A 22,358-nucleotide genomic window follows, 5' to 3' on the forward strand; every position below is an offset into this window, starting at 1 on the left:
TCTTAATAAATTTTATTCATAGTAAGATTGGAATTGTTGTACTAATTGAGCTGCGATAACACTTGATGGTCTAATTTTTGCCAATTCTTCTTTTGCACGGTCAATTGCTTTACCAACTTCAACTCTCTTGTCGCCATGTCTTCTAGCTTGGATAGCTTTGTTCATAGCTTCTTTTAATGTTTCGATTTCAGTTTTTGTTGCTCTGTAATCTTCGCTGTTTAATGCTTCGAATACTGCTTGGTCTAATCTGTCGCCTAATTGATAAATTTCAGCTACAGTTGCTTGTGGTCTTAATCTTAAAGCTGTTATTTCACTGATTTCAGCGTTTAATTTTTTGATTACTGCATCAGACATATTTTTCAATTCATGATATTTTAATGATCTAGCTTTTGCTAATTTGTGATCCAAATCAGATCTTACATAGATGTTTGCAGTATCATTTAATCCAGCATCTGGGTAGCTGAGTAATTTTTGTGATAATGCTTCGAATTGTGCCATGTAAACTTTCATGTCTTCTACTGTGTGGAATGGAGATGCTGCGATTACAAATCCTCCGAAGATGTATTCAGCGATTTCTGCATGTGCTGCATCTACTTTGTATCTTAATTGAGTTGTAGCAAATCTGATTGCTCTTCCCATTCTTCCTAATAACAATAGTCTTTGTGGAATAGATGATAAGTCATAAATATCTGCTACTCCCATTCCTACAGCTGTTTGATCTATTTTTTCGCTAATTTCAAGAGAAGTTTCGTTGAATTTGTCAACCATTTCTTTTTCGTCTTCTCTTTTAACTTGGATTGAGTTAACTTCGTTTTGAATTGATTTGATTTGTCTTTTGTAAACTTCTGCTTCATCAATTCCTAATTTTTCAGTTTCTTCTGCGCCTTGAACGATTTCAAGTTTATCTTCTTGTGCATAAGATACTGCTGGTGCTACTGTTCCCAATAACATACTAGATAGTAATACTACTGATAATGCTTTTTTTAACATATTTTTCATCTCCTAATAATTAAGTTCAAATGTTTTTACTTGGTCTTTTAATTCGATTTTAACGTTGAAATCTTTAACCCATGTTCCAAATTCAAATCCGTTGTATTTAACTGATGCAACTCCGTTGTTAAAGTAAACGTCTCTTGCGATTGCTTTTTTAGTGTTTGACACTGTTACTTTTGCTGGTCCGTTGTACTTTTTACCATTTTTAGTTGCTTTGAATTCGATTGAGAATATTCCAGCTTTTCTTTCTGAAGGGTTGATTTCTGTTATTTGATATTCGTCTTTGTCAACTTTTTTGATTACGTTTAGTTTGAATTTATTAGTTACTCCGTTTTTTGTAGTTGCAGTTATTGTAGTTGATCCTTCTGCAACTGCTTCGATTGTTCCTTTTTCATTAACTGTTGCAATAGCTTCGTTGTCTGATTTGTAAGAAACTTGTTTTTCTAATGCATTTTCAGGGAATACAAATGTCTTTGATGCTAAATCAAATGTATCTCCAATTTTTAATGTAGTAGATTTTACTGAGAAACCAATATTTTTAACTTCATAAATATCTTTTCCAACTGAAGAGTTACCTCCAACTACCCCGCCACCATTTGTATTAGTGTTAAGATATTCTGAGTTTTCTCCAGTGGCTTGTAAGAATGGAATTCCTTCTACGCTGTGACCAGGTTCTACGATGTGAAGTTCAAAGTTTGATTTTGCATAACCATCTTTAGAAACTACTGTAATCATAACAGTTCCAGTTCTTAGTGGAATGATTGTTTTTCCAACGACTCTTGCCATGAATGCATTTGATGAGTAGATGAACACTTCTTTGTCTTTAACTTCGTTAGGTCTTACTATTGGGCTGATTGTTGTTGTTTTGTTGATTGAAATGGCTCCCATGTTGCCTTCTTTAAATTCGATTTTTTCAGCCTTGATTTTTGGTCCAGTAATTTTTTCCATTGCTGCGTGAAGTTTCTTAACTTGTTCGTCTAATTCACCACATTTTACTGTGATTCTAAATTGCAAACCAACAGTTTTTGAAATTTCTTCACTTAATTCTTTTACGATAAATGAATTACCAAATTTTGTTCTTGAAGCACGTACTTTTTTAGCTTCTCTGATTTCTCTCCAAACTGCAGCTTTTTTGTAAATAGTAGCTATGTCGTTTGGTCCCAAATCAGGATAAGCTAACAATTCTTGTTCCAATTGGTCAAATTTTTGGATGTAATCCATAATTTGAGCTTCACTAGCAAAAGGATTAACAGCATATAATAATCCAGTTATTATATATTCTGTTATTTTAGTGTGAGCTGCTACAACTTTGTTAGATAATTCAGTAGATGCAAATCTGATTGCTCTACCAATTCTAATCATCAATTGTACTCTTACTGGAATTGTAGATAAATCATAGATTGTGTTTTCTAATGCTCCTACAGCTTCTGCACTTCCTACTGCTTGGCGTTGTTTCATTTCAGCTACTTTAATTTCTTTGTCTAAGAAATCATGTGCTTCATAAAACTGATCCATAACTTCCTTGTACTTTTCATCAGCTGGTTCTATGTCTTCAACTGATTTTACAGCTTGTGTCAAACCTTCTTTTAATTCTGAGATTTCAAGTTTAGGTTCTTCTTGTTGTACTTCCAAAGAATCTGCGAAAACTTCACTCAAAGGTGCAACAGCTATAAAAGTCATAGCGAAAACTAAAATCATTGCTAATGATTTCTTTAAATGTTTCATATTTCCCTCCTATGAACTAAATATTTTATTTAACAATCGGCACTACCCGCTATTGATTAAAACCCAAATTTTATGGTCTCTTCGTGATTTCTTATAGTTATAGTCGCTTCGAAATCTTTTCTCCACACTCCAAATTGACCTCCGTGGAATTTAGATTGTGCATGACCTGAATTGAAATATATTGTCCTAGTTAATTTTCTATCTCCACTTTTTACTGTTAATTTTGCTGGACCAGAATATCCTCTGTCTCCTTCTTTTGCATCTATAAATACAGTGAATATTCCAGCGTGTCTTTTAGATGGTGCAAATTTTTCTACAGTAATTTCGCCTTTTTCTTTTGGTATTACAATTATGGTAATGCTTGTTTGTAATCCTTCTTTTGTTTTAATATCTACCTTTGTTCTTCCGATTTTTTTAGCAGTAATCACTGATTTTGAATCAATGTCAATTATGTCATGGTTACTTATACTAAAATCAAAATTTCTTGTAGCAGTTTGTGGATAAGTTAAAATTTTTGAATCCAAATTAAACTTATCGCCTTGTTTGATAGTGACTGATGGAACTGATACTCCCAAACTTCTAATGACTTTAGGATCTAATTCTTGATTATCAATCGGTGGTTTAGGTGGTATAACTGGGATTTCTGTATTATCCGGATCTGTTTTTGGATCATAATCATTATCCCCAATTACCTCAATCATTTTTCTATCAGGAACTCTAATTCCTTCTGGAGCTACCAATAGATTAAATCTTTGTGTAATTTTTCCATCGACTGTTTTTATCAAAATATTTGCATTTCCAACATTTACTGGATATACTGTTCCGTCGTTCTTTACAACTGCAACATTTTTATCCAATGATTCAAAAACAACTGGATCGTTGTTAAATTTTTCTGGTTGAACTGTCGCGTGAAGTTTTCCTTTCTTTTTAACGCTTATGAATCCTTGGCTACCTTCTTTCACAGTGATTGAAGTTGGTTCTTCTATTACTTCGTCAGGATCAACTTCCGGAACTGTATCTCTTGGAAGAACTTCACCAGTAGTTCCGATAGCTTTGATACAAGCATTTGCATTTTTAACTTCTTTAGTCAAATCAGTCCATTTTTCACCTTGTGATGAAACATAGGATTGACCTTCTTGTGCTTTTGCTTTTGAAGCATAATCTGCAATTGGCATTTCAATAGGCATTGGATATTTGTAATTAGAAGCTGAAGAATCCATGTATGCTACTATCGCAAATTTTTCGCCCTTTTTAACTTTGATTTGGTTGGTATCCAATGTATAATATCCAGGATATTCAATCACACCGCTGCCGATTTCTTCTCTTTTGGCTGCCAAATCATCTGTAGATTGCAAATCTCTTACAATGTACAATTTGTATTGTGTATTCATCGCAACTGTGAACAAACCAGCTTGATAAATTGTTTGATCTTCATCAGAAGTAAATACATTCGCAATGTAGCCTTGCATATTGTATCCAACACTTCTTGTTGCTCCGAAATCGTCGTATTGTGAAATTACAGCATTAGGATCTTTTCTTTGAGGAATGAAGACTGCATTGGACTTACCGCAGAAACCATCGTAATATGATACGTAATAGTAACCGCCATCCATGAAGCTTGTGCCCCAACTATTTTTTACAATCCATGCTCCATCTCCAGGAGCCTTTGCTTGGAATAAATTTTTTGAAAAATTATCATCCCATCCTACTATTGTTCCTGCGTGATCTGCTTTTCCACTTCCAGGATTGTAATAACTTTTAGTTTCTTTCTTTTCGTAATATTTTTGAGAACTTAAAGTTGTGTACACTCCACCGTATTCCATAATAGCTTGTTTGATGACATTAGTTTCATTTGCATTGTGAACATCTGGAAGATAAATTACTTTATCAATGTCGAATGCTCTTTTAACATTTGTAGGTGAAACATTGATGTAAGCATCGTAAGGATCGTCCTTTTCTAGAATCGGACCAGTTCCTCTCGCAAGATATGATGTTGCAATATCTCTGTTACCTCCATCATTTGGACCCCAATCGAATCCGTGCATGTTTCTCATGTGTTTTTCACTAAAATCAAATTCTTTGCCAAATAATTTTAAATAAGACTCCATGGAACCATATGTAGCAAATGTCCAGCAAGAACCATTTTGTCCTTGATTTTTGACTGAGGAAACTCTGTTAGTTTTTCTCAAATCATATTTTGCTGGCAATGCCGCTCTGGAAGCTGAACGAACTGAATCGTAAGATGTCTTCAATGGAGATATTATCAATTCGTCATCCTTGGAATTTTCTTTAAAACTATTTTCAACAGGACTTAATTCTAGTTTGGAATTTTTGTTTTCGTCTGCATACGTTGGACCAGTAACCATCATAGATGATATAAGAACTGTTCCTAGTAGTAGACTCAAAATTTTTTTGATTTTCATAACGCCCTCCTATTGAAATATGCTACTAGATTAATAGCCTTAATAAATATACTTTAGTTATCAAAATTATTTAGTAATAGTACATCTATTAATTTAGTTTTCGGTATTTATTGCATTAATTATATCACATAATTTCAAAAAATCTATGTTTTTAATGAAATTTTACATTAATTATTTAAAAATTTACATTAATTAACATTGATTTTAACGTACTACAGTAGAAATGTATAGATAATCACAAAATATGACATTTTATTGAATTTGTTCAAGATATATATTTATTCTTCCAAAAGTAGTATAATATAGTTGTTAATTCTTAATAGTGTTATGTATACTATTTTAATCCTGAATTAATATTTAAAATTATTGCAAGGAGTTGAATATGAAAAGAAAAAATTTATTGCTTTTTATTGCGGTTTTTACGTTGCAATCACTGTTTTCTACAAGTTTTGCAGACAGTCAAAACAAATTTAAATTAAACGATGATTTAACTGTAAAAGAAATCGATTTTTCTGAAGCGCCTCGTAATCCCGCATTTAACAGGCAAAAAAGTAGTCCAAAAACCACAAAAAACTACGGTTCAAACGAAGACCCTTTCTTGGTTAACACAAACTACGATTTGTTCAACCAAAAAGAAGACATTCCAAGGCAAAAAGCTTATGGAATTCCAGCAAACTACGATTTACGTCAACACAACAGAGTTACTCCCGTAAAAGCTCAGGGGCCAAACGGATCTTGTTGGGCGTTTGCTACGTATGGTTCTGCAGAATCGAATATGCTTACTAATGGTCAGTTCACAGATTTTTCTGAAAAACATTTGAGAAATACTCATGGTTTTGACTGGGGTCCTGATCAAGGTGGTACAAGAGCAGTTGCTGCAGCTTACTTATCAAGATGGTCTGGTCCTATTTGGGAAAAAGACGATCCTTATTCTGCTTACGATTTTAGTTCTCCTTATAATTTAATTCCAGCGAAGGAATTGAAAGAAGCTTTGTACATTCCAGATGTAAACAATAATCAAGATCGCGACAGATTAAAAAGAGCTATAATGAGATATGGCGCATCTTACACGACTGTAAACGGAGATCCAAGCTTTACCAACTTTTATTCTATGAGTCATTACAATCCTGGTTATGGTTGGCAAAATCACGCCGTAACTATTATTGGTTGGGACGATGATTATTCAAGATATAATTTCGGACTAACTCCACCTGGAGATGGTGCTTGGCTTGTAAAAAATAGTTGGGGCGATCGTTGGGGAAATCAAGGTGGATATTATCACGTATCGTATTATGATGCTCACATTGCCAAAGGAAACTGCATTTTTGTTTTAAAAGAAAAAGATAGAAATAAATCTATCTGGTATTACGACGATTTGGGAATGACTGATAGCATTGGCTACAATCAAACTGGTTGGTTTTCAAATATTTTTGGTCCCGTAAGTAGAACTAGTCAAATCGATGAAGTTGGATTCTTTGTTCCTTCAAATGGAGCCCAATACGAAATTTACGTGAACACAAATATCGGTGGAAACAGCGGATTCAACGATAAAGTTTTAGTTGCACGTGGAACTGTGGAAAACGCGGGATACACTACTGTCAAATTCAATCCACAAAGAATAAATGCCGGAGCTTATTTTGCACCAATTGTAAAACTTACAACTCCTGGTTACAGCTACCCTATTCCAATTGAATCTATGATTTACGGATATTCTTCGAGGGCAAGAGCTGGATATAATCAATCATTTATTTCTAACGATGGATATAATTGGTCTGATCTGGCAAGAAATAGAGCAAACGCAAATGTATGCTTAAAAGCTTTCACCAAACCTTATTCAGGAACCAATGTCGATCCAACACCAGACCCTGATCCAGTGGAACCTACACCTCAACCAGATGTTCCCGAACCAGATCAAGAAATTAGAGTAAATAAAATCACAGTATCCGAAGACAATATTACTTTAAGAGAGGGAGAAGACACACAAATCAACGCAAAAGTTTATCCAGAAAATGCGACAAACAAAGAATTGATGTGGTCATCTTCTAATACAAATGTGTGTGCTGTAGATAATTCTGGATTAATAAGAGCTTTAAATCCTGGACAATGTTATGTAACTGTTAAGTCTGCAGACAACCCTAGAATTTTGCAATACATCAGGGTTAACGTACTAGAAAATGAAAAGCCAAATATTGACGACAGTGTTGACAAGGATGTCAAAGTTCAAAGTATTATTATGTATCCTTCATATAAAAAAGCAAAAGTCGGCGACAAATTTAGAATTGATACTAGAATATTACCTGCAAATGCCAAAAATCGCGATATAACTTGGGAAAGTTCTGATGAAAACATCGCATCGGTAGATAACGCTATGGTTGTGTGCAACAATCCAGGTAAAGTTAAAATATTCGCCAAATCAAAAGACGGTTCAAACGTTTCAAACTTTGCTGTAATTTATGTAGAAGGTGACAGTCCAGAAAGCAAGATGGCAGTAAATATTAAATCCAATGTCTACAGAAATTCAATTTCTATTGGTAATACTAATAATATTTCCGCTATAGTTACAGATTCAAGCAAACGAAACATTAAAGATGCAAAAGTTAAATTTACGATTAACAAACCATCTAAGAAATTAATAGAAAAAGAATTGACTACAAACTATCGTGGACAATCTATACTATATTTAAAAGCTGACGAATTAGATGAAGCTGGAACTTATAATGTAAATATTACAGCGACAGATTCAAAAGGAAATACCAACGAAGATAATGTAAGTTTTGAAGTGAAAGATAACAGAGCAACTTTTGATACTAAAGTTGATTTGGACAGTACAGAAATCAAATTGAATCAAAATTCTATGATAACTGTAACTTGCAAGACTAATACAAGAAGAATTTCAGGTGCTGATGTAGTATTAAGCATCACTGATGAGAATGACAATAAACAAGAAAAAAGATTTAAGACTGATAGCTACGGTAATTGTTACTACACATTCAGACCAAAAGCTAAAGGAAGATACTACATTGAAGCCACAGTTTCAAAAACCGGATACAAAAATTCTTCAGCAAACAAAACTCTCATTGTTACAGAATCAGAAAACAAACCTGAAACAAAACAAACTGTTAAGTTGAAGTTCGAAACAGACAAAAAGTCATACAATCTTAATGATACAGCGAACATTAAAATATTTGCTACAGATGAAAACGACAAGAAAATTGCTAATTTAAAATTAAATATTAGAATTAGAAATCAAAAAGGATTTGACCAAACAATTACAAAAACGACTGATTCAAATGGTGTCGCAACAATGTTTATAAAACAACAAACTGCGACATCACCAACAGATTTCACAGCAAAAGCTTGGTGTGAATCAAATCCAAACACTTCATTTGATTTCAAGGTTTCATTTGGTAGTTCAGATAAACTTCAAATCAATTCAATCTACAGTCCTTATAATTTATACAGCAAATATAACAACAACTATGTAATTCACAATTACATTAGAAATATCAGATAAAATTAACGCCCTTTATCGTATGATAAAGGGCGTTTGTTTTAGTTATTCAAGTAATTTTTCAAGAATTCTTTAACTCTTTCGTGTTTTGGATTTGTGAACATTGTTTTTGGATCTGTATCTTCAATGATGTAGCCTTCATTCATGAAACAAACTCTTGTGGACACATCTCTAGCGAATTGCATCTCATGTGTCACGACTACCATCGTCATCCCCGTTTCTGCAAGTTTTGACATTACTTGCAATACGTCGTTAACCATCTCAGGATCCAATGCAGATGTTGGTTCGTCGAACAATAAAACTTCTGGATTCATGCACAATGCTCTTGCAATGGCAACTCTTTGTTTTTGTCCACCTGATAGCATACTTGGTTTCTTGTGTGAATGGTCGATCATTCCTACAAGTTCCAAATATTTCTTAGCTTCTTTAACTGCCGATACCTTGTCTCTTTTCAAAACTTTGATCTGAGCGACAGTGCAATTATCCATTACACTCATATTTTCAAACAAATAAAATTGTTGAAATACCATACCTACTTTGGATCTGAATTTGTTTTGATTAAATTTGGAAGAAAGTATGGATTCTCCATGATACAAAATATCTCCACCAGTTGGTTTTTCTAGAAGATTAATACATCTTAGCATAGTAGACTTACCAGAACCAGATGATCCTATAATAGATAGAACTTCACCTTTTGATATCGTGAAGTTGATATCTTTTAGAACTTCTACTCCGTTGTAACTTTTTTTCAAATGTTGTAACTCTATTATTTTATTTTCCATTGAACATTCCTCCAGTTGTAGCTTCCATTACGTATTCTCTGTTATTAGATTTCTTTTCAATAAATAATAAAAGTCTTGTCAAAGAGAATGTCAACACGAAATAGATAACGCAAGTAACTGCGTACGTTTCAAATATATTATAAGTTGATCCTGCAATTGATTTGGATACGAAGAATAATTCTGTAACACTGATTACGTTCAATACTGATGTATCTTTGATGTTGATTACAAACTCATTTCCGATAGAAGGCAAGATGTTTTTGATTGCTTGTGGCAAGATTACATTAATCATTGATTGTCCGTGTGTCATTCCCAAAGCCTTACAAGCTTCCATTTGTCCGACATCGACAGAATTAATTCCACCACGTACAACTTCTGACAAATAAGCTCCAGTGTTGACACTTACAATGAACAAAGCTGCACTAATTGGCGCCATATCAATTCCAAGATATAATTTGGCTCCAAAATAAATCAACATTGATTGTACCATCATTGGTGTCCCTCTGAATATTTCAACATAACAAGCTAAAATGAAATTAATGACTTTGTGAAGATAATAAGTGAACTTATTTTTATCTTTGTCTAATTTCATATTTCTAATAACTGCCACCAATATGCCAATTAAAAATCCTACAATTGTCGATACACTGGCGATGAACAACGTCATCAATGCACCTTTTAAGAAAAGCGATCCATATTCATTGAATATGCTTTTTACTTTTGATAAGAATCCTTGTGGTTGGTCTTTTTCCACGTTCAATCTTACCATTTCTTGCATCAACTTATCTCTTTCTTCTGGACTGATTTTTTTCAAAGCTTCGTTGATTTTTTTGGTCAAATCAGAATTTTTCTTCACCCCGATTGCAATTGAAGTATCTTCTGCTGATGTTTCAAATCCTGAACCTTTTTCAAATTCAATGTATGAAAGCTCAGCATTAGATGCTTCTGCACTCAAAGCTTGTGGTTTTTCTGAAACATATCCGTCTATCTTCTCTGCTAAAACTGCAGACAGCATTGATGGAAAACTTTCCATTGCAGGTAGTTTGTCACAATCCTTAATTTGATCGATTACTGAATAATGGAATGTGTTCAATTGACCAGTGATTTTAAAACCCTTTAAATCATTTAATGATTTTGCATTGATGTATTTACTATCTTTTTTAGTTACGATTACCAAATCAGAACTATAATAAGTATCTGAGAAATCAATTTGTTCTTTTCTTTCTTTTGTTGGGCTCATACCTGCAATTATCGCATCAACTTTTCCGCTCATAACTGCTGGTGCAAGTCCGTCCCATTCCATTTTTACTACAACTAATTTCTTGCCCAAACTATCGGCAATCTTCTTAGCTATTTGCAAATCGTATCCGTTTGCATATTCCCCTTTGCTATTTTCAATAGGATAAGCACCATTTGCGTCTGTCGATTGAGACCAGTTAAACGGCGCATAGTTTGCCTCCATTCCGATTACAAATGTATCTTTTTCGGCAAAAGATTCGGTGTCAATGAAAACAAACATCATCATTAGTATCATAACTACGCTGATGAGTTTTCTGGTAAAGTTTTTCATTTACTCCCCCTTTTAATATTCGATATCCATTAAATACAATCCACAAGGCTCAATCGTGATACCTGCAGATTGTCTGTCTTTATTTTCCAAAGCATTTTTAAGCCATTCTATGCTTTTTCTTCCTCTGGCTACATCAACCATGCTTCCAACCAAAATTCTAACCATATTTCTAAGAAAACTTTCCGCCTTAAATGTGAATACAAAATCATCATCAATTTTTTCTATTGTAATTTCATCAATAGTTCTAATTGGATTGGTATCTTCTTCCAAATCATTAACGAATGATGTGAAATCATGTTTTCCAATTAGCATATCTCTGCATTTTAGTAACAAATCAAAATCTAAGTAGTATTTTCTGTGACCTTTATAATCATTAAACCAAGGCTCCATATAGTATTTGTTACATAAAATGTATTTGTATGTTTTTGATTTCGCACTAAATCTCGCATGAAAATCCAAATCCACTTCTTCAGATTTCACTATGACAATTGAATCACTCGTGAAGTGGTTGACTCCCATTAGAAATTGATTCGCGGAAATATCTGTGTCAACAATGAAGTTACACACTTGACCTTTTGCATGAACTCCTTTATCAGTTCTTCCAGCTCCATTGATTTTCACTGGTTGATTAACCATTTTTGTCACTGCTTTTTCTATTTCTAATTGTACGGATGGCAAATCATTCAGCTTCTGCCATCCGTAAAATTTTGAACCATCATATTGAACTGTTAATTTGATATTTTTCATATTATTCTACTCACGATAATTAAAATGAATAATAATATAATAACTCCATAAGCTATGAAATCTCGTTTTTGATATGATAATTCGTTAAGCCTTGTCCTTCCTTCTCCACCGCGATAACATCTGGCTTCCATTGCAACTGCAAGTTCTCCTGCAATCTTCAAAGCATTTATAAACAATGGAACTAGAAGTGGTACGAGATTTTTCGCTCTTTTGATTATATTTCCCGATTCAAAATCTGCTCCTCTAGCCATTTGAGCTTTCATTATTTTATCTGTTTCTTCAAATAATGTCGGAATAAATCTAAGAGCTATGGTCATCATCATAGCAAATTGATGAGCAGGAAATCCAAATTTAGCAAATGGATGCAGCATTTTTTCCATAGCATCAGTTAATTCAATTGGTGATGTTGTCAATGTCAATAAACTTGTTCCTAAAACCAAAAATATCAACCTAAATGCCATAAAAAATCCCAAATTCAATCCAGCTTTTGTAACAGTAAATATTTTCCATTTCCACACAACTTCACCTGGTGTCATTAATACGTTAAGTATGAATGTCAACAAGATAATTGGAAGAAGTGGTTTAACTCCTTTGAATACAAAATTTGGTTTTATTTTTGAAATTTTGATTATAGCTATTAGGAACACCAATACAGGTGCGTATACCCAAAGTTTACTTATAAGAAATATCGCAATAATATATAAAAATACAAATGTTACTTTGACTCTTGGATCAAGCTTATGAATAATACTATCAGTTGCAAAATATTGACCAATTGTTATATCTTTTATCATGATTTTGCCTCCATAGCTTTTTTGATGCTTTCATAAGCTTGTTCAACATTCAAGCAATCCGTTTTTACATCTAATCCTTTTTCTTTCAATCTCCTCACAACTTGTGTAGATTGTGGAATGCTAAGTCCAATCTCCTTTAGCTCTTTTTCTTTGCTAAATACAACTTCCGGCTTATCGTCCATAAAGATTTGACTTTTGTCGATAACAATTACTCTGTTACAAAGTTTTGCGATATCTTCCATGCTATGACTTACCAAAATAACTGTCATGTCTTCTCTCTCAAAAAGTTGTTTTATTTGATTTAAAATCATATCGCGTCCCAATGGATCAAGCCCTGCAGTCGGTTCATCTAGTACTAAAAATTTTGGTTTCATCGCCAAAACACCGGCAATTGCTACCCTTCTTTTTTGTCCGCCAGATAATTCAAATGGTGATTTTTCTTTCATGTGTTCAACATCTAATCCAACGGCATCACAAGCCCACTCTACACGCTCTTTAATTTCTTCATCTGTAAGCCCCAAATTTTTCGGACCAAATTCAATGTCTTTGTAGCAAGTTTCTTCAAACAGTTGATATTCTGGATATTGAAATACTAGTCCAACATTTTTCCTTATATCTGTTTTTACTTTTGTTTTTGTTGATATTCCGTCGACTAATACATCTCCATCTGTCGGTTCTAATAATCCATTCAAATGTTGTGCTAATGTTGATTTACCGCTTCCAGTGTGTCCTATTATTCCAATAAATTCTCCAAGATTTATCTCTAAATTGATATCTTTGAGAGCAACTTTTTCAAACGGATTTGATTTGTTATAAATATGTTCTAAATTTTTGCATTCTATCTTCATATCTATCACCTAACATTCTCCCAAAGCTTCAACGAGTTCGTCTACAGTAAGGACATCACATCTTACATTTATATTTGATTTATTTAAAAGGTAGCTGATTTCAGTAGGCTCTGGAACATCAAGTCCTATTTCTTTCATTTGTTCTACATTTGAGAAAACTTCCCTTGGCGTTCCTTCAAGCACTACATCTCCCTCATTTATTACGATTATTCTGTCAGCATTTACACATTCTTCCATGTAGTGAGTAATGTGGATTATAGTTTTGCCCATTTCTCTTAATTTTAACACAGTATCTAATATGTCTTTTCTTCCTTGAGGATCGAGCATTGCCGTTGGCTCATCCATTAACAAACACTTAGGATTCATCGCTAGTATTCCAGCAATTGCAATTCTTTGTTTTTGACCTCCAGATAATAGCGCTGGTGAGTGTCTCTTGTACTCACTCATTCCCACAAGTTCAAGGCATTCATCTACTCTCTTGCGAAGTTCTTCTCTTGGTACTCCCAAATTTTCAGGACCAAAAGCAACGTCCTCTTCGACGATTGTCGCTACCAATTGGTTGTCAGGATTTTGGAATACCATCCCACACATTTCACGAATATCCCACAAGCTATCGTCATCTTTTGTGTTCATGTTTCCAACTAAAATATCACCTTCTGTTGGAATGTATTGAGCGTTGATGAGTTTTGCTAGTGTAGATTTTCCAGACCCGTTGTGGCCTAATACGCAGATGAATTCTCCCTCTTTAATATCTATGTTTAAGTTTTTTAATACTTTTTTTGATGAACCTTCATATTGAAAACTTAAGTTTTTTATTTCTATGATGTTTGTATCTTTTTTCATCAAAACTCCTCAATTTTATAAAAAAAGGGATGCAAATTTACATCCCTTAATTCTTAAATATTATTTATCTTCATCTTGTAATGATTCGTAGTTTCCAGATTTTACTGTAGATTCTTCCGCTTCTTCAGAATCATTTAATTGTTGTGCTTTTTCAGCTTCAATCATATCTTCTTCAGCTTTACCGTCATAATCTACTTCAATTCTGTCATATTTTGCTATTCCTGTACCGGCAGGTATTAGTTTACCAATTATTACATTTTCTTTTAAGCCTATTAAGTGATCAACTTTTCCTTTAATAGATGTTTCTGTTAATACTCTTGTAGTTTCTTGGAATGATGCTGCAGATAAGAAACTTTCAGTTGCAAGTGATGCTTTTGTGATACCCATTAATGAATGAGTTCCTGTTGCAGGAGTTTTTCCTTCTTTGACAAGTTGTTCATTTGTCATCTTGAAATCTCTAGCATCTACTACGCTGCCTGATAAGAATCCAGAATCTCCGCTTTCTTCAACTTTGATTTTGCTCATCATTTGTCTGATTATAATTTCGATGTGCTTATCGTCAATGTCTACACCTTGTAGTCTGTAAACTTTTTGAACTTCTCTAATTATATAATCACGAACACCTTCAGCTCCGTTAACTCTAAGAATATCTTGTGGATTGATGGAACCTTCTGTTAATGGTTCTCCCTTTTCAACATGATCTCCGTCGTTAACTCTAATGTGAGCACCGTAAGGAATTTGATAAACTTTTTCTTCGCCATCTTCAGCAGTTACGATAACATCATTTCTCTTTTTGTTTTCTTGAATTTTAACTGTACCTTCTATTTCAGTGATATAAGCAAGTCCTTTTGGTTTACGAGCTTCAAATAATTCTTCAACTCTAGGAAGACCTGATGTGATTCCTACTCCGGCGATACCACCTGAGTGGAAAGTTCTCATTGTCAATTGTGTACCCGGTTCACCGATAGATTGTGCAGCAATTATACCAACTGCTTCACCAATGTTTACAGGCTTACCAGTAGCTAAGTTTCTACCGTAACATTTAGCACAAACGCCGTGTTTCATCTTACATCCAAGAACACTTCTTACTTTAACTTCTTTGATACCTTTTGATTCGATTCTTTCAGCAATAGCTTCATTAATCATATCATTTTTATGAACGATGATTTCTCCAGTATCCAAATCAAGGATATCTTCGAATGCATATCTACCGATAATTCTAGATTTCAAATCTTCAACTTGTCTGTTACCGTCTTTGATTTCTTTTGCAACTATATATTCATCAGTACCACAATCATCTTCAGTTATGATTACATCTTGTGATACATCTACAAGTCTTCTTGTCAAATATCCAGAGTCTGCAGTTCTAAGCGCTGTATCTGATAGCCCTTTTCTTGAACCGTGAGTTGAAATAAAGAACTCTTGTACTGAAAGACCCTCACGGAAGTTTGATGTGATAGGAATTTCGATTGTATTACCAGCAGTATCGGACATAAGACCACGCATACCACCTAATTGTCTGATTTGGTTTTCACTACCACGGGCTCCAGAAACGGCCATTATATTCAAGTTGTTATCAGCAGGAAGGTTTGTCATCAATGCTCTAGTTACATCTTTAATACATTGTTCCCAAATTTCGATAACTTTCTTGTATCTTTCTTCGTTAGTAATATCCCCTTGAAGATAGATGTCTTGAACCATATCAATTCTTTGTTCAGCTTGTTCAATTATTCCCTTCTTAGAATCAGGAATTGTAATATCTCCCATTGATATTGTCAATGCACCAATTGTGGAGTATTTGTATCCCATAGACTTGATGTAGTCTAACAATTCAGCAGTTCTGATATTTCCATATTTTCTGAAAGTTAAATCGATGATTTTAGATAGCATTTTCTTGTCAACTTGCAAATCAACTTCAAGCGAATATGGATCTTCTTCTCTGTTCACCATACCCAAATCTTGAGGGATTCCTTCGTTGAAGATAAATCTACCAACAGTGCTTTCTACAATTTTACTTGTACCATCGTTATTCACACTGTCACGTCTAACTTTTACTATTGTTTGCAATGTTACATAATGCATAGCATAAGCTAACATCATTTCATCAATATCTTTGAAGATTAATCCTTCACCTTTTTGACCTTCTTTTCTAGTAGTCATATAGAATGAGCCCAATACCATATCTTGTGAAGGAGTTGTGATTGGCTTACCATCTTTTGGTGCAAGAATGTTATTCGTACTTAACATCAAAAGTCTAGCTTCTGCTTGTGCCTCTGGTGAAAGTGGCAAATGGACTGCCATTTGGTCGCCGTCAAAGTCCGCATTGTATGCAGTACATACCAATGGGTGAAGTTTGATAGCTTTCCCTTCAACTAATATTGGTTCAAATGCTTGAATACCAAGTCTGTGCAATGTCGGTGCACGGTTTAGTAATACTGGATGATCGACTATAATATCTTCCAAAACATCCCACACTCTGTCATTTTCTCTTTCAACTAATTTCTTAGCGTTTTTAACATTGTGTGAAATTTCTCTCTTAACTAATTCTCTAATTACAAATGGTTTGAACAATTCAAGAGCCATTTTCTTAGGAAGACCGCATTGATAGAATTTCAAGTTTGGTCCGATAACTATTACTGAACGACCAGAATAGTCAACTCTCTTACCTAACAAGTTTTGTCTGAAACGACCAGATTTACCTTTAAGCATATCTGACAAGCTCTTTAATGGTCTGTTACCAGGTCCTGTTACAGGTTTACCACGTCTACCATTGTCGATAAGAGCATCTACTGCTTCTTGAAGCATTCTTTTTTCGTTTCTTACAATGATTTCAGGAGATCCAATATCCAATAATCTTTTTAGACGATTATTTCTGTTAATAACTCTTCTGTATAAATCATTCAAATCACTTGTAGCAAATCTTCCACCTTCAAGTTGTACCATTGGTCTGATATCTGGTGGAATAACTGGGATTACATCCATAATCATCCATGAAGGATCATTCTTTGATTCGATGAATGCTTCTACAACTTCAAGTCTTCTTAAAATTCTAACTTTCTTTTGTCCAGTTGCCCCTTCAAAAGTTTCAGTTAAATTTTTGTATTCTTCTTGTAAGTCTATTTTTTGAAGAAGTTCTTTGATTGCTTCAGCTCCCATTTTGGCTCTGAAATCAACATCTTCTTCGTACTTATCACAGTATTCTTCGTATTCTTGTTCAGTTAATAATTGTTTTTCGTATAAATCAGTTTTACCTGGATCTATAACTACAAATGATGCAAAATAAAGAACTTTTTCAAGTGCTCTAGGACTCATATCCAATAACAATCCCATACGTGATGGAATTCCTTTGAAATACCAGATATGACTTACAGGAGTTGCAAGTTCAATGTGGCCCATTCTTTCACGTCTAACTTTTGATTTTGTAACTTCTACACCACATTTTTCGCATACAATACCCTTGTATCTTATTCTTTTGTATTTACCACAATTACATTCGTAATCTTTTGTAGGTCCAAATATTTTTTCACAGAATAAACCTTCTTTTTCAGGTTTTAATGTTCTATAATTGATAGTTTCTGGTTTTTTAACTTCTCCCCAAGACCATTGTCTGATTTTGTCTGGTGAAGCCAAACCAATTTTCATAGCTTCAAAAGTATTTTTTTGTACCAAGGAGCCCTCTCCTTTCTTATAGTCTATCATCGCTGCCGAATTCGCTAGAATCATCGTCTTCTTCTATCAATTCGACTTCTTCGTTATTTTCATCAAGTAATTTAACATCCAAAGATAATGATTGAAGTTCTTTAATTAAAACTTTGAATGATTCAGGAATTCCTGGTTCAGGAATATTTTCACCTTTAATAATTGCTTCATAAGTTTTAACACGACCTACAACATCATCTGATTTAACAGTTAAAATTTCTTGAAGAGTATGAGCTGCACCATATGCTTCTAATGCCCAAACTTCCATTTCTCCAAATCTTTGTCCACCGAATTGAGCTTTACCACCCAATGGTTGTTGAGTTACAAGAGAGTATGGTCCTGTTGATCTGGCGTGGATTTTTTCTGCAACCATGTGGTGTAGTTTTAACATATACATGTATCCTACAGTTACTGGGTTGTCGAAGTATTCTCCAGTTCTACCATCTCTTAACCAAATCTTTCCTGTTTTTGGATATCCTGCTTCTTCCAAAGCGTCTTCTATTTCAATGTCACTTGCACCATCGAATACTGGCGTAGCAACTTTCCAACCTAATTTACTAGCAGCAAGTCCCAAGTGAACTTCAAGTACTTGTCCGATGTTCATACGACTTGGTACCCCTAATGGGTTAAGAACTACTTGTACTGGTGTACCATCTGGTAAATATGGCATGTCTTCTTCTGGCATAATTCTTGAAACGACACCCTTGTTACCGTGACGACCACACATTTTATCCCCAACCATGATTTTTCTCTTAGTAGCTACGAATACTCTAACTACTTTGTTAACACCTGGAGATAATTCGTCGCCGTTTGCTCTTGAATAAGTTTTAACATCAACAACAACACCAGATTCACCATGAGGAACTCTCAATGAAGTGTCTCTTACTTCTCTAGCTTTTTCGCCGAATATTGCTCTCAATAGTCTTTCTTCAGCAGATAATTCTGTTTCTCCTTTTGGAGTAACTTTTCCTACCAAAATATCTCCTGATTTTACTTCAGCACCAATTCTAATAATTCCTTCATCGTCAAGATTCTTTCTCATATCTTCTCCGATATTTGGAATATCTTTAGTTATTTCTTCAGCGCCTAATTTTGTTTCACGAGCTTCTGATTCGTGTTCTTCTATATGAACAGATGTCAATACATCATCTACAACTAATTTTTCGTTTAATAACATCGCATCTTCGTAGTTGTATCCTTCCCAAGTCATGAATGCAATAAGAATGTTCTTACCTAAAGCCATTTCTCCCATGTTCGTACTTGGACCATCTGCGATTATATCATCAACATCAACCTTGTCACCTTTGTTTACAATCGGTCTTTGGTTGAAAGTTGTACCTTGGTTTGCTTTTTTAAATTTACGAATAGTGTACTTATCAACTTTTCTATCTTCATCACGAGTGATTTCAATTATATCAGAAGATACTTTTGTGACTGTACCTTTGTGTTTTGCTTTAACTACAACACCAGAGTCCTTAGCAGCCTTGTGTTCAATTCCAGTACCAATAATTGGCGCTTGAGTTGCCAACAATGGAACTGCTTGTCTTTGCATGTTTGAACCCATCAACGCACGAGTAGCATCGTCGTTTTCCAAGAAAGGAATCATAGCTGTACCTACAGATACGATTTGTTGCGGACTAACGTCCATGTAGTCAATTAGTTCTCTTGGATAAATATCATTTTCTCCGTTTATACCACGACCAGAAACTCTTTCATTTATAAATCTAGAGTTTTCATCCAATGGTTCGTTCGCTTGTGCAATTATATATTTATCTTCTTCATCAGCTGTCAAATAAACAATATCTTCAGTAACTTCACCAGTTTCTTTGTCTACACGTCTGTATGGAGTTTCTAAGAATCCATACTCATTAGTAGTAGAATAAGTTGTCATAGAAGTTATAAGACCGATATTTGGTCCTTCTGGTGTTTCTATCGGACAGATTCTACCATAGTGAGAGTCGTGAACGTCACGCACTTCAACCCCTGCTCTATCTCTTGACAAACCACCTGGTCCCAAAGCTGACAATCTTCTCTTGTGAGTAAGTTCTGCCAATGGGTTTGTTTGTTCCATGAATTGTGACAACTGACTTGAACCAAAGAACTCTTTGATTGCAGCTGTAACTGGACGAACGTTGATTAGTGATTGTGGAGTTGCCAAGTCTGGATCTTGTGTGCTCATTCTTTCTCTTACAACTCTTTCCATTCTTGATAAACCAATTCTGAATTGATTTTGCAACAATTCACCAATAGTTCTTACACGTCTGTTACCTAAGTGGTCGATATCATCAGTTGAACCAATTCCAAAGAATAAATTGAATTCATAGTTAATTGATGCCAAAATGTCTGAATGGATTATATGAATTGGAGATAATTGATGAACATTCTCTTCAATCGCTCTTCTGATTGATTTTTCGTCATCATTTTCTTCCAAGATTTTTTCCATAATAGGATAATAAACTTTTTCTGACAAATTCAAATCAGATAAATCCATATCCAAACCAAAACTATCCAAATCGACAAAGTGATTACCGATAACACGAACGCTTTGACCTTCGTGTCCGATAACATCAACAACATTTATACCTGCATTTTCGATTTCGATTGCCATTTCTTCAGTAATCAAATCTCCTGCAGTAGCTAAAATTTCTCCTGTTGATGTATCCACAACATCTTCTTTTGCTTTTTGATTAGTAATTCTATCTCTCAAAGATAATTTTTTATTGAATTTGTAACGTCCTACCTTTGCTAAGTCGTATCTTCTACTGTCGAAGAACATATTGTTAATCAAAGGTTCTGCACTTTCCAAAGATGCAGGATCTCCCGGTTTTAATTTCTTATAAATTTCAATTAAAGCACTTTCTCTGTCTTTTGAAATTTCTTTTTCGAGAGTTTTTCTTAAAATTTCAGAATCTCCCATAGCTTCAATTATTTCTTCATCAGTGTCAAATAATAAAGCTCTAAGTAATGTAGTAACAGGTAATTTTCTAGTTCTGTCGATTCTAATATTCACTACACCACTTGCATCAGTATCCATTTCTAACCAAGCACCTCTGTTTGGAATAACTGTAGATGCGAAGTTGCTGTTACCTGATTTATCAATTTCTTCGGCGAAGTAAACACCAGGACTTCTTACAAGTTGGCTTACAATTACCCTTTCAGCACCATTGATGATAAATGTACCACTGTCTGTCATCAAAGGGAAATCACCCATAAAAACTTCTTGTTCTTTTACTTCTTCTGTGTCGGTGTTAATTAATCTTACTTTCACTTTTAACGGGCAAGAATAGTTAGTATCTCTGTCTTTTGCCTCTTGGATTGTATATTTTGGATTTTCCTCAAAATAATAATCCACAAATTCCAAAACAAGACTTCCCGCATAATCTTTTATAGGACTAATGTCTTCAAAAACTTCCTTGATACCTTTTTTTACAAACCAATCGAAACTGTCAGTTTGAATACCAATAAGATTTGGAAGTCCCAAAACATTTTTGTTCCTAGAAAAGCTAACTCTGTCCGTTACTCCATACTTTTCAGTATGCATATACTTCACCCCTTATACTATCTTAAACTCCTAAATAATCTACTTTATAGCATAATTATCCATTTTTATACTGTATCTTAGAATTATATAACAACATTTTTATTTTGTCAATTATTTTTTTATTAAATTTCGGCTATTTTTCATATTTAAAATTAAAAAAACTCACAAAACAAAAAATCATTTTGTGAGTTAAATTTATTTCGTAATTTTTATTGTTGTTTTCAATACTCCATTAGAAATTAATTTGAAATAAATACTGCAATCTTTTTCTAATTTATAAATCTCTACACTTTCATCTAATTTAAGTTCTTTTTTATACACAACTTCCACTTTCTTGATTGTATCATCGTCCAGATAATTTTCAATCCATTCGATATATCTAGCATTATTTGCGTGATAATTGTAATCTATATCTGTTTTTCTTACAGTGTATTCGCCACACTTTTTATAATCGCCGTCTATTAGTTCCAAATCCTTTTCGACAATGTCATAACCATCTTCTCTTCCGTAAATCACTCCAAGTTCATCACTTATTCTCATAGGAAGCTTCTTTTCCGGATTAACAAGCAGCCATTTTGTTTTAGCTCTTACAATTAATTCACCATTTTTAAAAACATCGTAGTTACGAAAAGCGTAGAATTTTCTTGTATATGTGTGGTAAGTTTGAATTGTCAAATCGTCAAATCTTTCAGGCATGTCATGTATATCAACATCCCATTGATATATAATCCAACTTCCATTCAAATCTTTTAGTTGTTCTTTGAGTATTTCTTCTTGTTTAATGGAACATTCAAGCATATAATCGAATAACTTGTTCAATCTGATTTTTGAATTTATCCCACAAAACACGTTCATAACTTTCGTATTTAAACTAACTTTCAT

General features: G+C 33.9%; 13 protein-coding genes. 1 reads left to right on the forward strand and 12 read right to left on the reverse strand.

Annotated elements, in window-relative coordinates; all coding sequences use genetic code 11:
* Positions 1-12: 12 nt before the first annotated feature.
* From HMPREF0391_RS01260 to HMPREF0391_RS01270, 3 genes are read right to left on the reverse strand one after another with little or no spacing between them, the layout of a single operon-like run.
* Positions 13-990 carry a CAMP factor family pore-forming toxin gene (locus tag HMPREF0391_RS01260; RefSeq protein WP_035109068.1) on the reverse strand — a complete coding sequence of 326 codons (978 nt, stop codon included), beginning with the start codon at positions 988-990 and terminating at the stop codon, positions 13-15.
* A gap of 12 nt (positions 991-1,002) precedes the next feature.
* Entirely contained in the window at positions 1,003-2,718 is a 1,716-nt protein-coding gene (locus tag HMPREF0391_RS01265) for a CAMP factor family pore-forming toxin (protein ID WP_002835002.1), read from the reverse strand.
* Between the two features lie 56 nt (positions 2,719-2,774).
* Positions 2,775-5,141: a lectin like domain-containing protein gene (locus HMPREF0391_RS01270; RefSeq protein ID WP_002835003.1), complete on the reverse strand. Its 2,367-nt coding sequence runs from the start codon at positions 5,139-5,141 to the stop codon at positions 2,775-2,777.
* Between the two features lie 382 nt (positions 5,142-5,523).
* Here HMPREF0391_RS01270 and HMPREF0391_RS01275 point away from each other — a divergent pair, with 382 nt between their 5' ends.
* Entirely contained in the window at positions 5,524-8,655 is a 3,132-nt protein-coding gene (locus tag HMPREF0391_RS01275) for a lectin like domain-containing protein (RefSeq protein ID WP_002835004.1), read from the forward strand.
* Positions 8,656-8,693: 38 nt separating this feature from the next.
* On the opposite strand, the gene HMPREF0391_RS01280 is transcribed toward HMPREF0391_RS01275, so the two are convergent.
* From HMPREF0391_RS01280 to HMPREF0391_RS01320, 9 genes are all read right to left on the reverse strand, one after another.
* Complete coding sequence (locus HMPREF0391_RS01280; RefSeq protein WP_002835005.1) at positions 8,694-9,434, reverse strand: amino acid ABC transporter ATP-binding protein; 741 nt, start codon at positions 9,432-9,434, stop codon at positions 8,694-8,696.
* Positions 9,424-11,004 carry an ABC transporter permease subunit gene (locus tag HMPREF0391_RS01285; RefSeq protein WP_002835006.1) on the reverse strand — a complete coding sequence of 527 codons (1,581 nt, stop codon included), beginning with the start codon at positions 11,002-11,004 and terminating at the stop codon, positions 9,424-9,426. Before HMPREF0391_RS01285 ends, HMPREF0391_RS01280 begins: the two co-directional genes overlap by 11 nt.
* 12 nt (positions 11,005-11,016) lie before the next feature.
* Complete coding sequence (truA, locus tag HMPREF0391_RS01290; RefSeq protein WP_002835007.1) at positions 11,017-11,751, reverse strand: tRNA pseudouridine(38-40) synthase TruA; 735 nt, start codon at positions 11,749-11,751, stop codon at positions 11,017-11,019.
* Positions 11,748-12,545, reverse strand: a complete 798-nt coding sequence (locus HMPREF0391_RS01295) for an energy-coupling factor transporter transmembrane component T family protein (RefSeq protein ID WP_002835009.1) — start codon at positions 12,543-12,545, stop codon at positions 11,748-11,750. The genes truA and HMPREF0391_RS01295 overlap by 4 nt, the downstream gene beginning before the upstream one ends.
* Positions 12,542-13,393 carry an energy-coupling factor transporter ATPase gene (locus HMPREF0391_RS01300; protein WP_035109070.1) on the reverse strand — a complete coding sequence of 284 codons (852 nt, stop codon included), beginning with the start codon at positions 13,391-13,393 and terminating at the stop codon, positions 12,542-12,544. The genes HMPREF0391_RS01295 and HMPREF0391_RS01300 overlap by 4 nt, the downstream gene beginning before the upstream one ends.
* A gap of 9 nt (positions 13,394-13,402) precedes the next feature.
* On the reverse strand, positions 13,403-14,236 hold the full coding sequence (locus tag HMPREF0391_RS01305) for an energy-coupling factor transporter ATPase (protein WP_002835011.1): 834 nt from the start codon (positions 14,234-14,236) through the stop codon (positions 13,403-13,405).
* Between the two features lie 60 nt (positions 14,237-14,296).
* Positions 14,297-17,905 (reverse strand): DNA-directed RNA polymerase subunit beta', encoded by a 3,609-nt coding sequence (rpoC, locus tag HMPREF0391_RS01310; RefSeq protein WP_035109664.1) that lies wholly within the window; start codon positions 17,903-17,905, stop codon positions 14,297-14,299.
* Positions 17,906-17,921: 16 nt separating this feature from the next.
* Positions 17,922-21,476: a DNA-directed RNA polymerase subunit beta gene (locus tag HMPREF0391_RS01315; RefSeq protein WP_002835013.1), complete on the reverse strand. Its 3,555-nt coding sequence runs from the start codon at positions 21,474-21,476 to the stop codon at positions 17,922-17,924.
* A 195-nt stretch (positions 21,477-21,671) separates the two neighbouring features.
* Positions 21,672-22,358 (reverse strand): acyl-[acyl-carrier-protein] thioesterase, encoded by a 687-nt coding sequence (locus HMPREF0391_RS01320; protein WP_002835014.1) that lies wholly within the window; start codon positions 22,356-22,358, stop codon positions 21,672-21,674.

Origin of the sequence: Finegoldia magna ATCC 53516, from assembly GCF_000159695.1 — a bacterium.
In the GTDB taxonomy this organism is placed as follows: domain Bacteria; phylum Bacillota; class Clostridia; order Tissierellales; family Peptoniphilaceae; genus Finegoldia; species Finegoldia magna_F.

Excerpts from the sequence above, each read along its gene's own strand:
- HMPREF0391_RS01260 (WP_035109068.1), bottom strand. The coding sequence starts at position 990 with ATGTTAAAAAAAGCATTATCAGTAGTATTACTATCTAGTATGTTATTG.
- HMPREF0391_RS01265 (WP_002835002.1), bottom strand. The coding sequence starts at position 2,718 with ATGAAACATTTAAAGAAATCATTAGCAATGATTTTAGTTTTCGCTATG.
- HMPREF0391_RS01270 (WP_002835003.1), bottom strand. The coding sequence starts at position 5,141 with ATGAAAATCAAAAAAATTTTGAGTCTACTACTAGGAACAGTTCTTATA.
- HMPREF0391_RS01275 (WP_002835004.1), top strand. The coding sequence starts at position 5,524 with ATGAAAAGAAAAAATTTATTGCTTTTTATTGCGGTTTTTACGTTGCAA.
- HMPREF0391_RS01280 (WP_002835005.1), bottom strand. The coding sequence starts at position 9,434 with ATGGAAAATAAAATAATAGAGTTACAACATTTGAAAAAAAGTTACAAC.
- HMPREF0391_RS01285 (WP_002835006.1), bottom strand. The coding sequence starts at position 11,004 with ATGAAAAACTTTACCAGAAAACTCATCAGCGTAGTTATGATACTAATG.
- truA (WP_002835007.1), bottom strand. The coding sequence starts at position 11,751 with ATGAAAAATATCAAATTAACAGTTCAATATGATGGTTCAAAATTTTAC.
- HMPREF0391_RS01295 (WP_002835009.1), bottom strand. The coding sequence starts at position 12,545 with ATGATAAAAGATATAACAATTGGTCAATATTTTGCAACTGATAGTATT.
- HMPREF0391_RS01300 (WP_035109070.1), bottom strand. The coding sequence starts at position 13,393 with ATGAAGATAGAATGCAAAAATTTAGAACATATTTATAACAAATCAAAT.
- HMPREF0391_RS01305 (WP_002835011.1), bottom strand. The coding sequence starts at position 14,236 with ATGAAAAAAGATACAAACATCATAGAAATAAAAAACTTAAGTTTTCAA.
- HMPREF0391_RS01315 (WP_002835013.1), bottom strand. The coding sequence starts at position 21,476 with ATGCATACTGAAAAGTATGGAGTAACGGACAGAGTTAGCTTTTCTAGG.
- HMPREF0391_RS01320 (WP_002835014.1), bottom strand. The coding sequence starts at position 22,358 with ATGAAAGTTAGTTTAAATACGAAAGTTATGAACGTGTTTTGTGGGATA.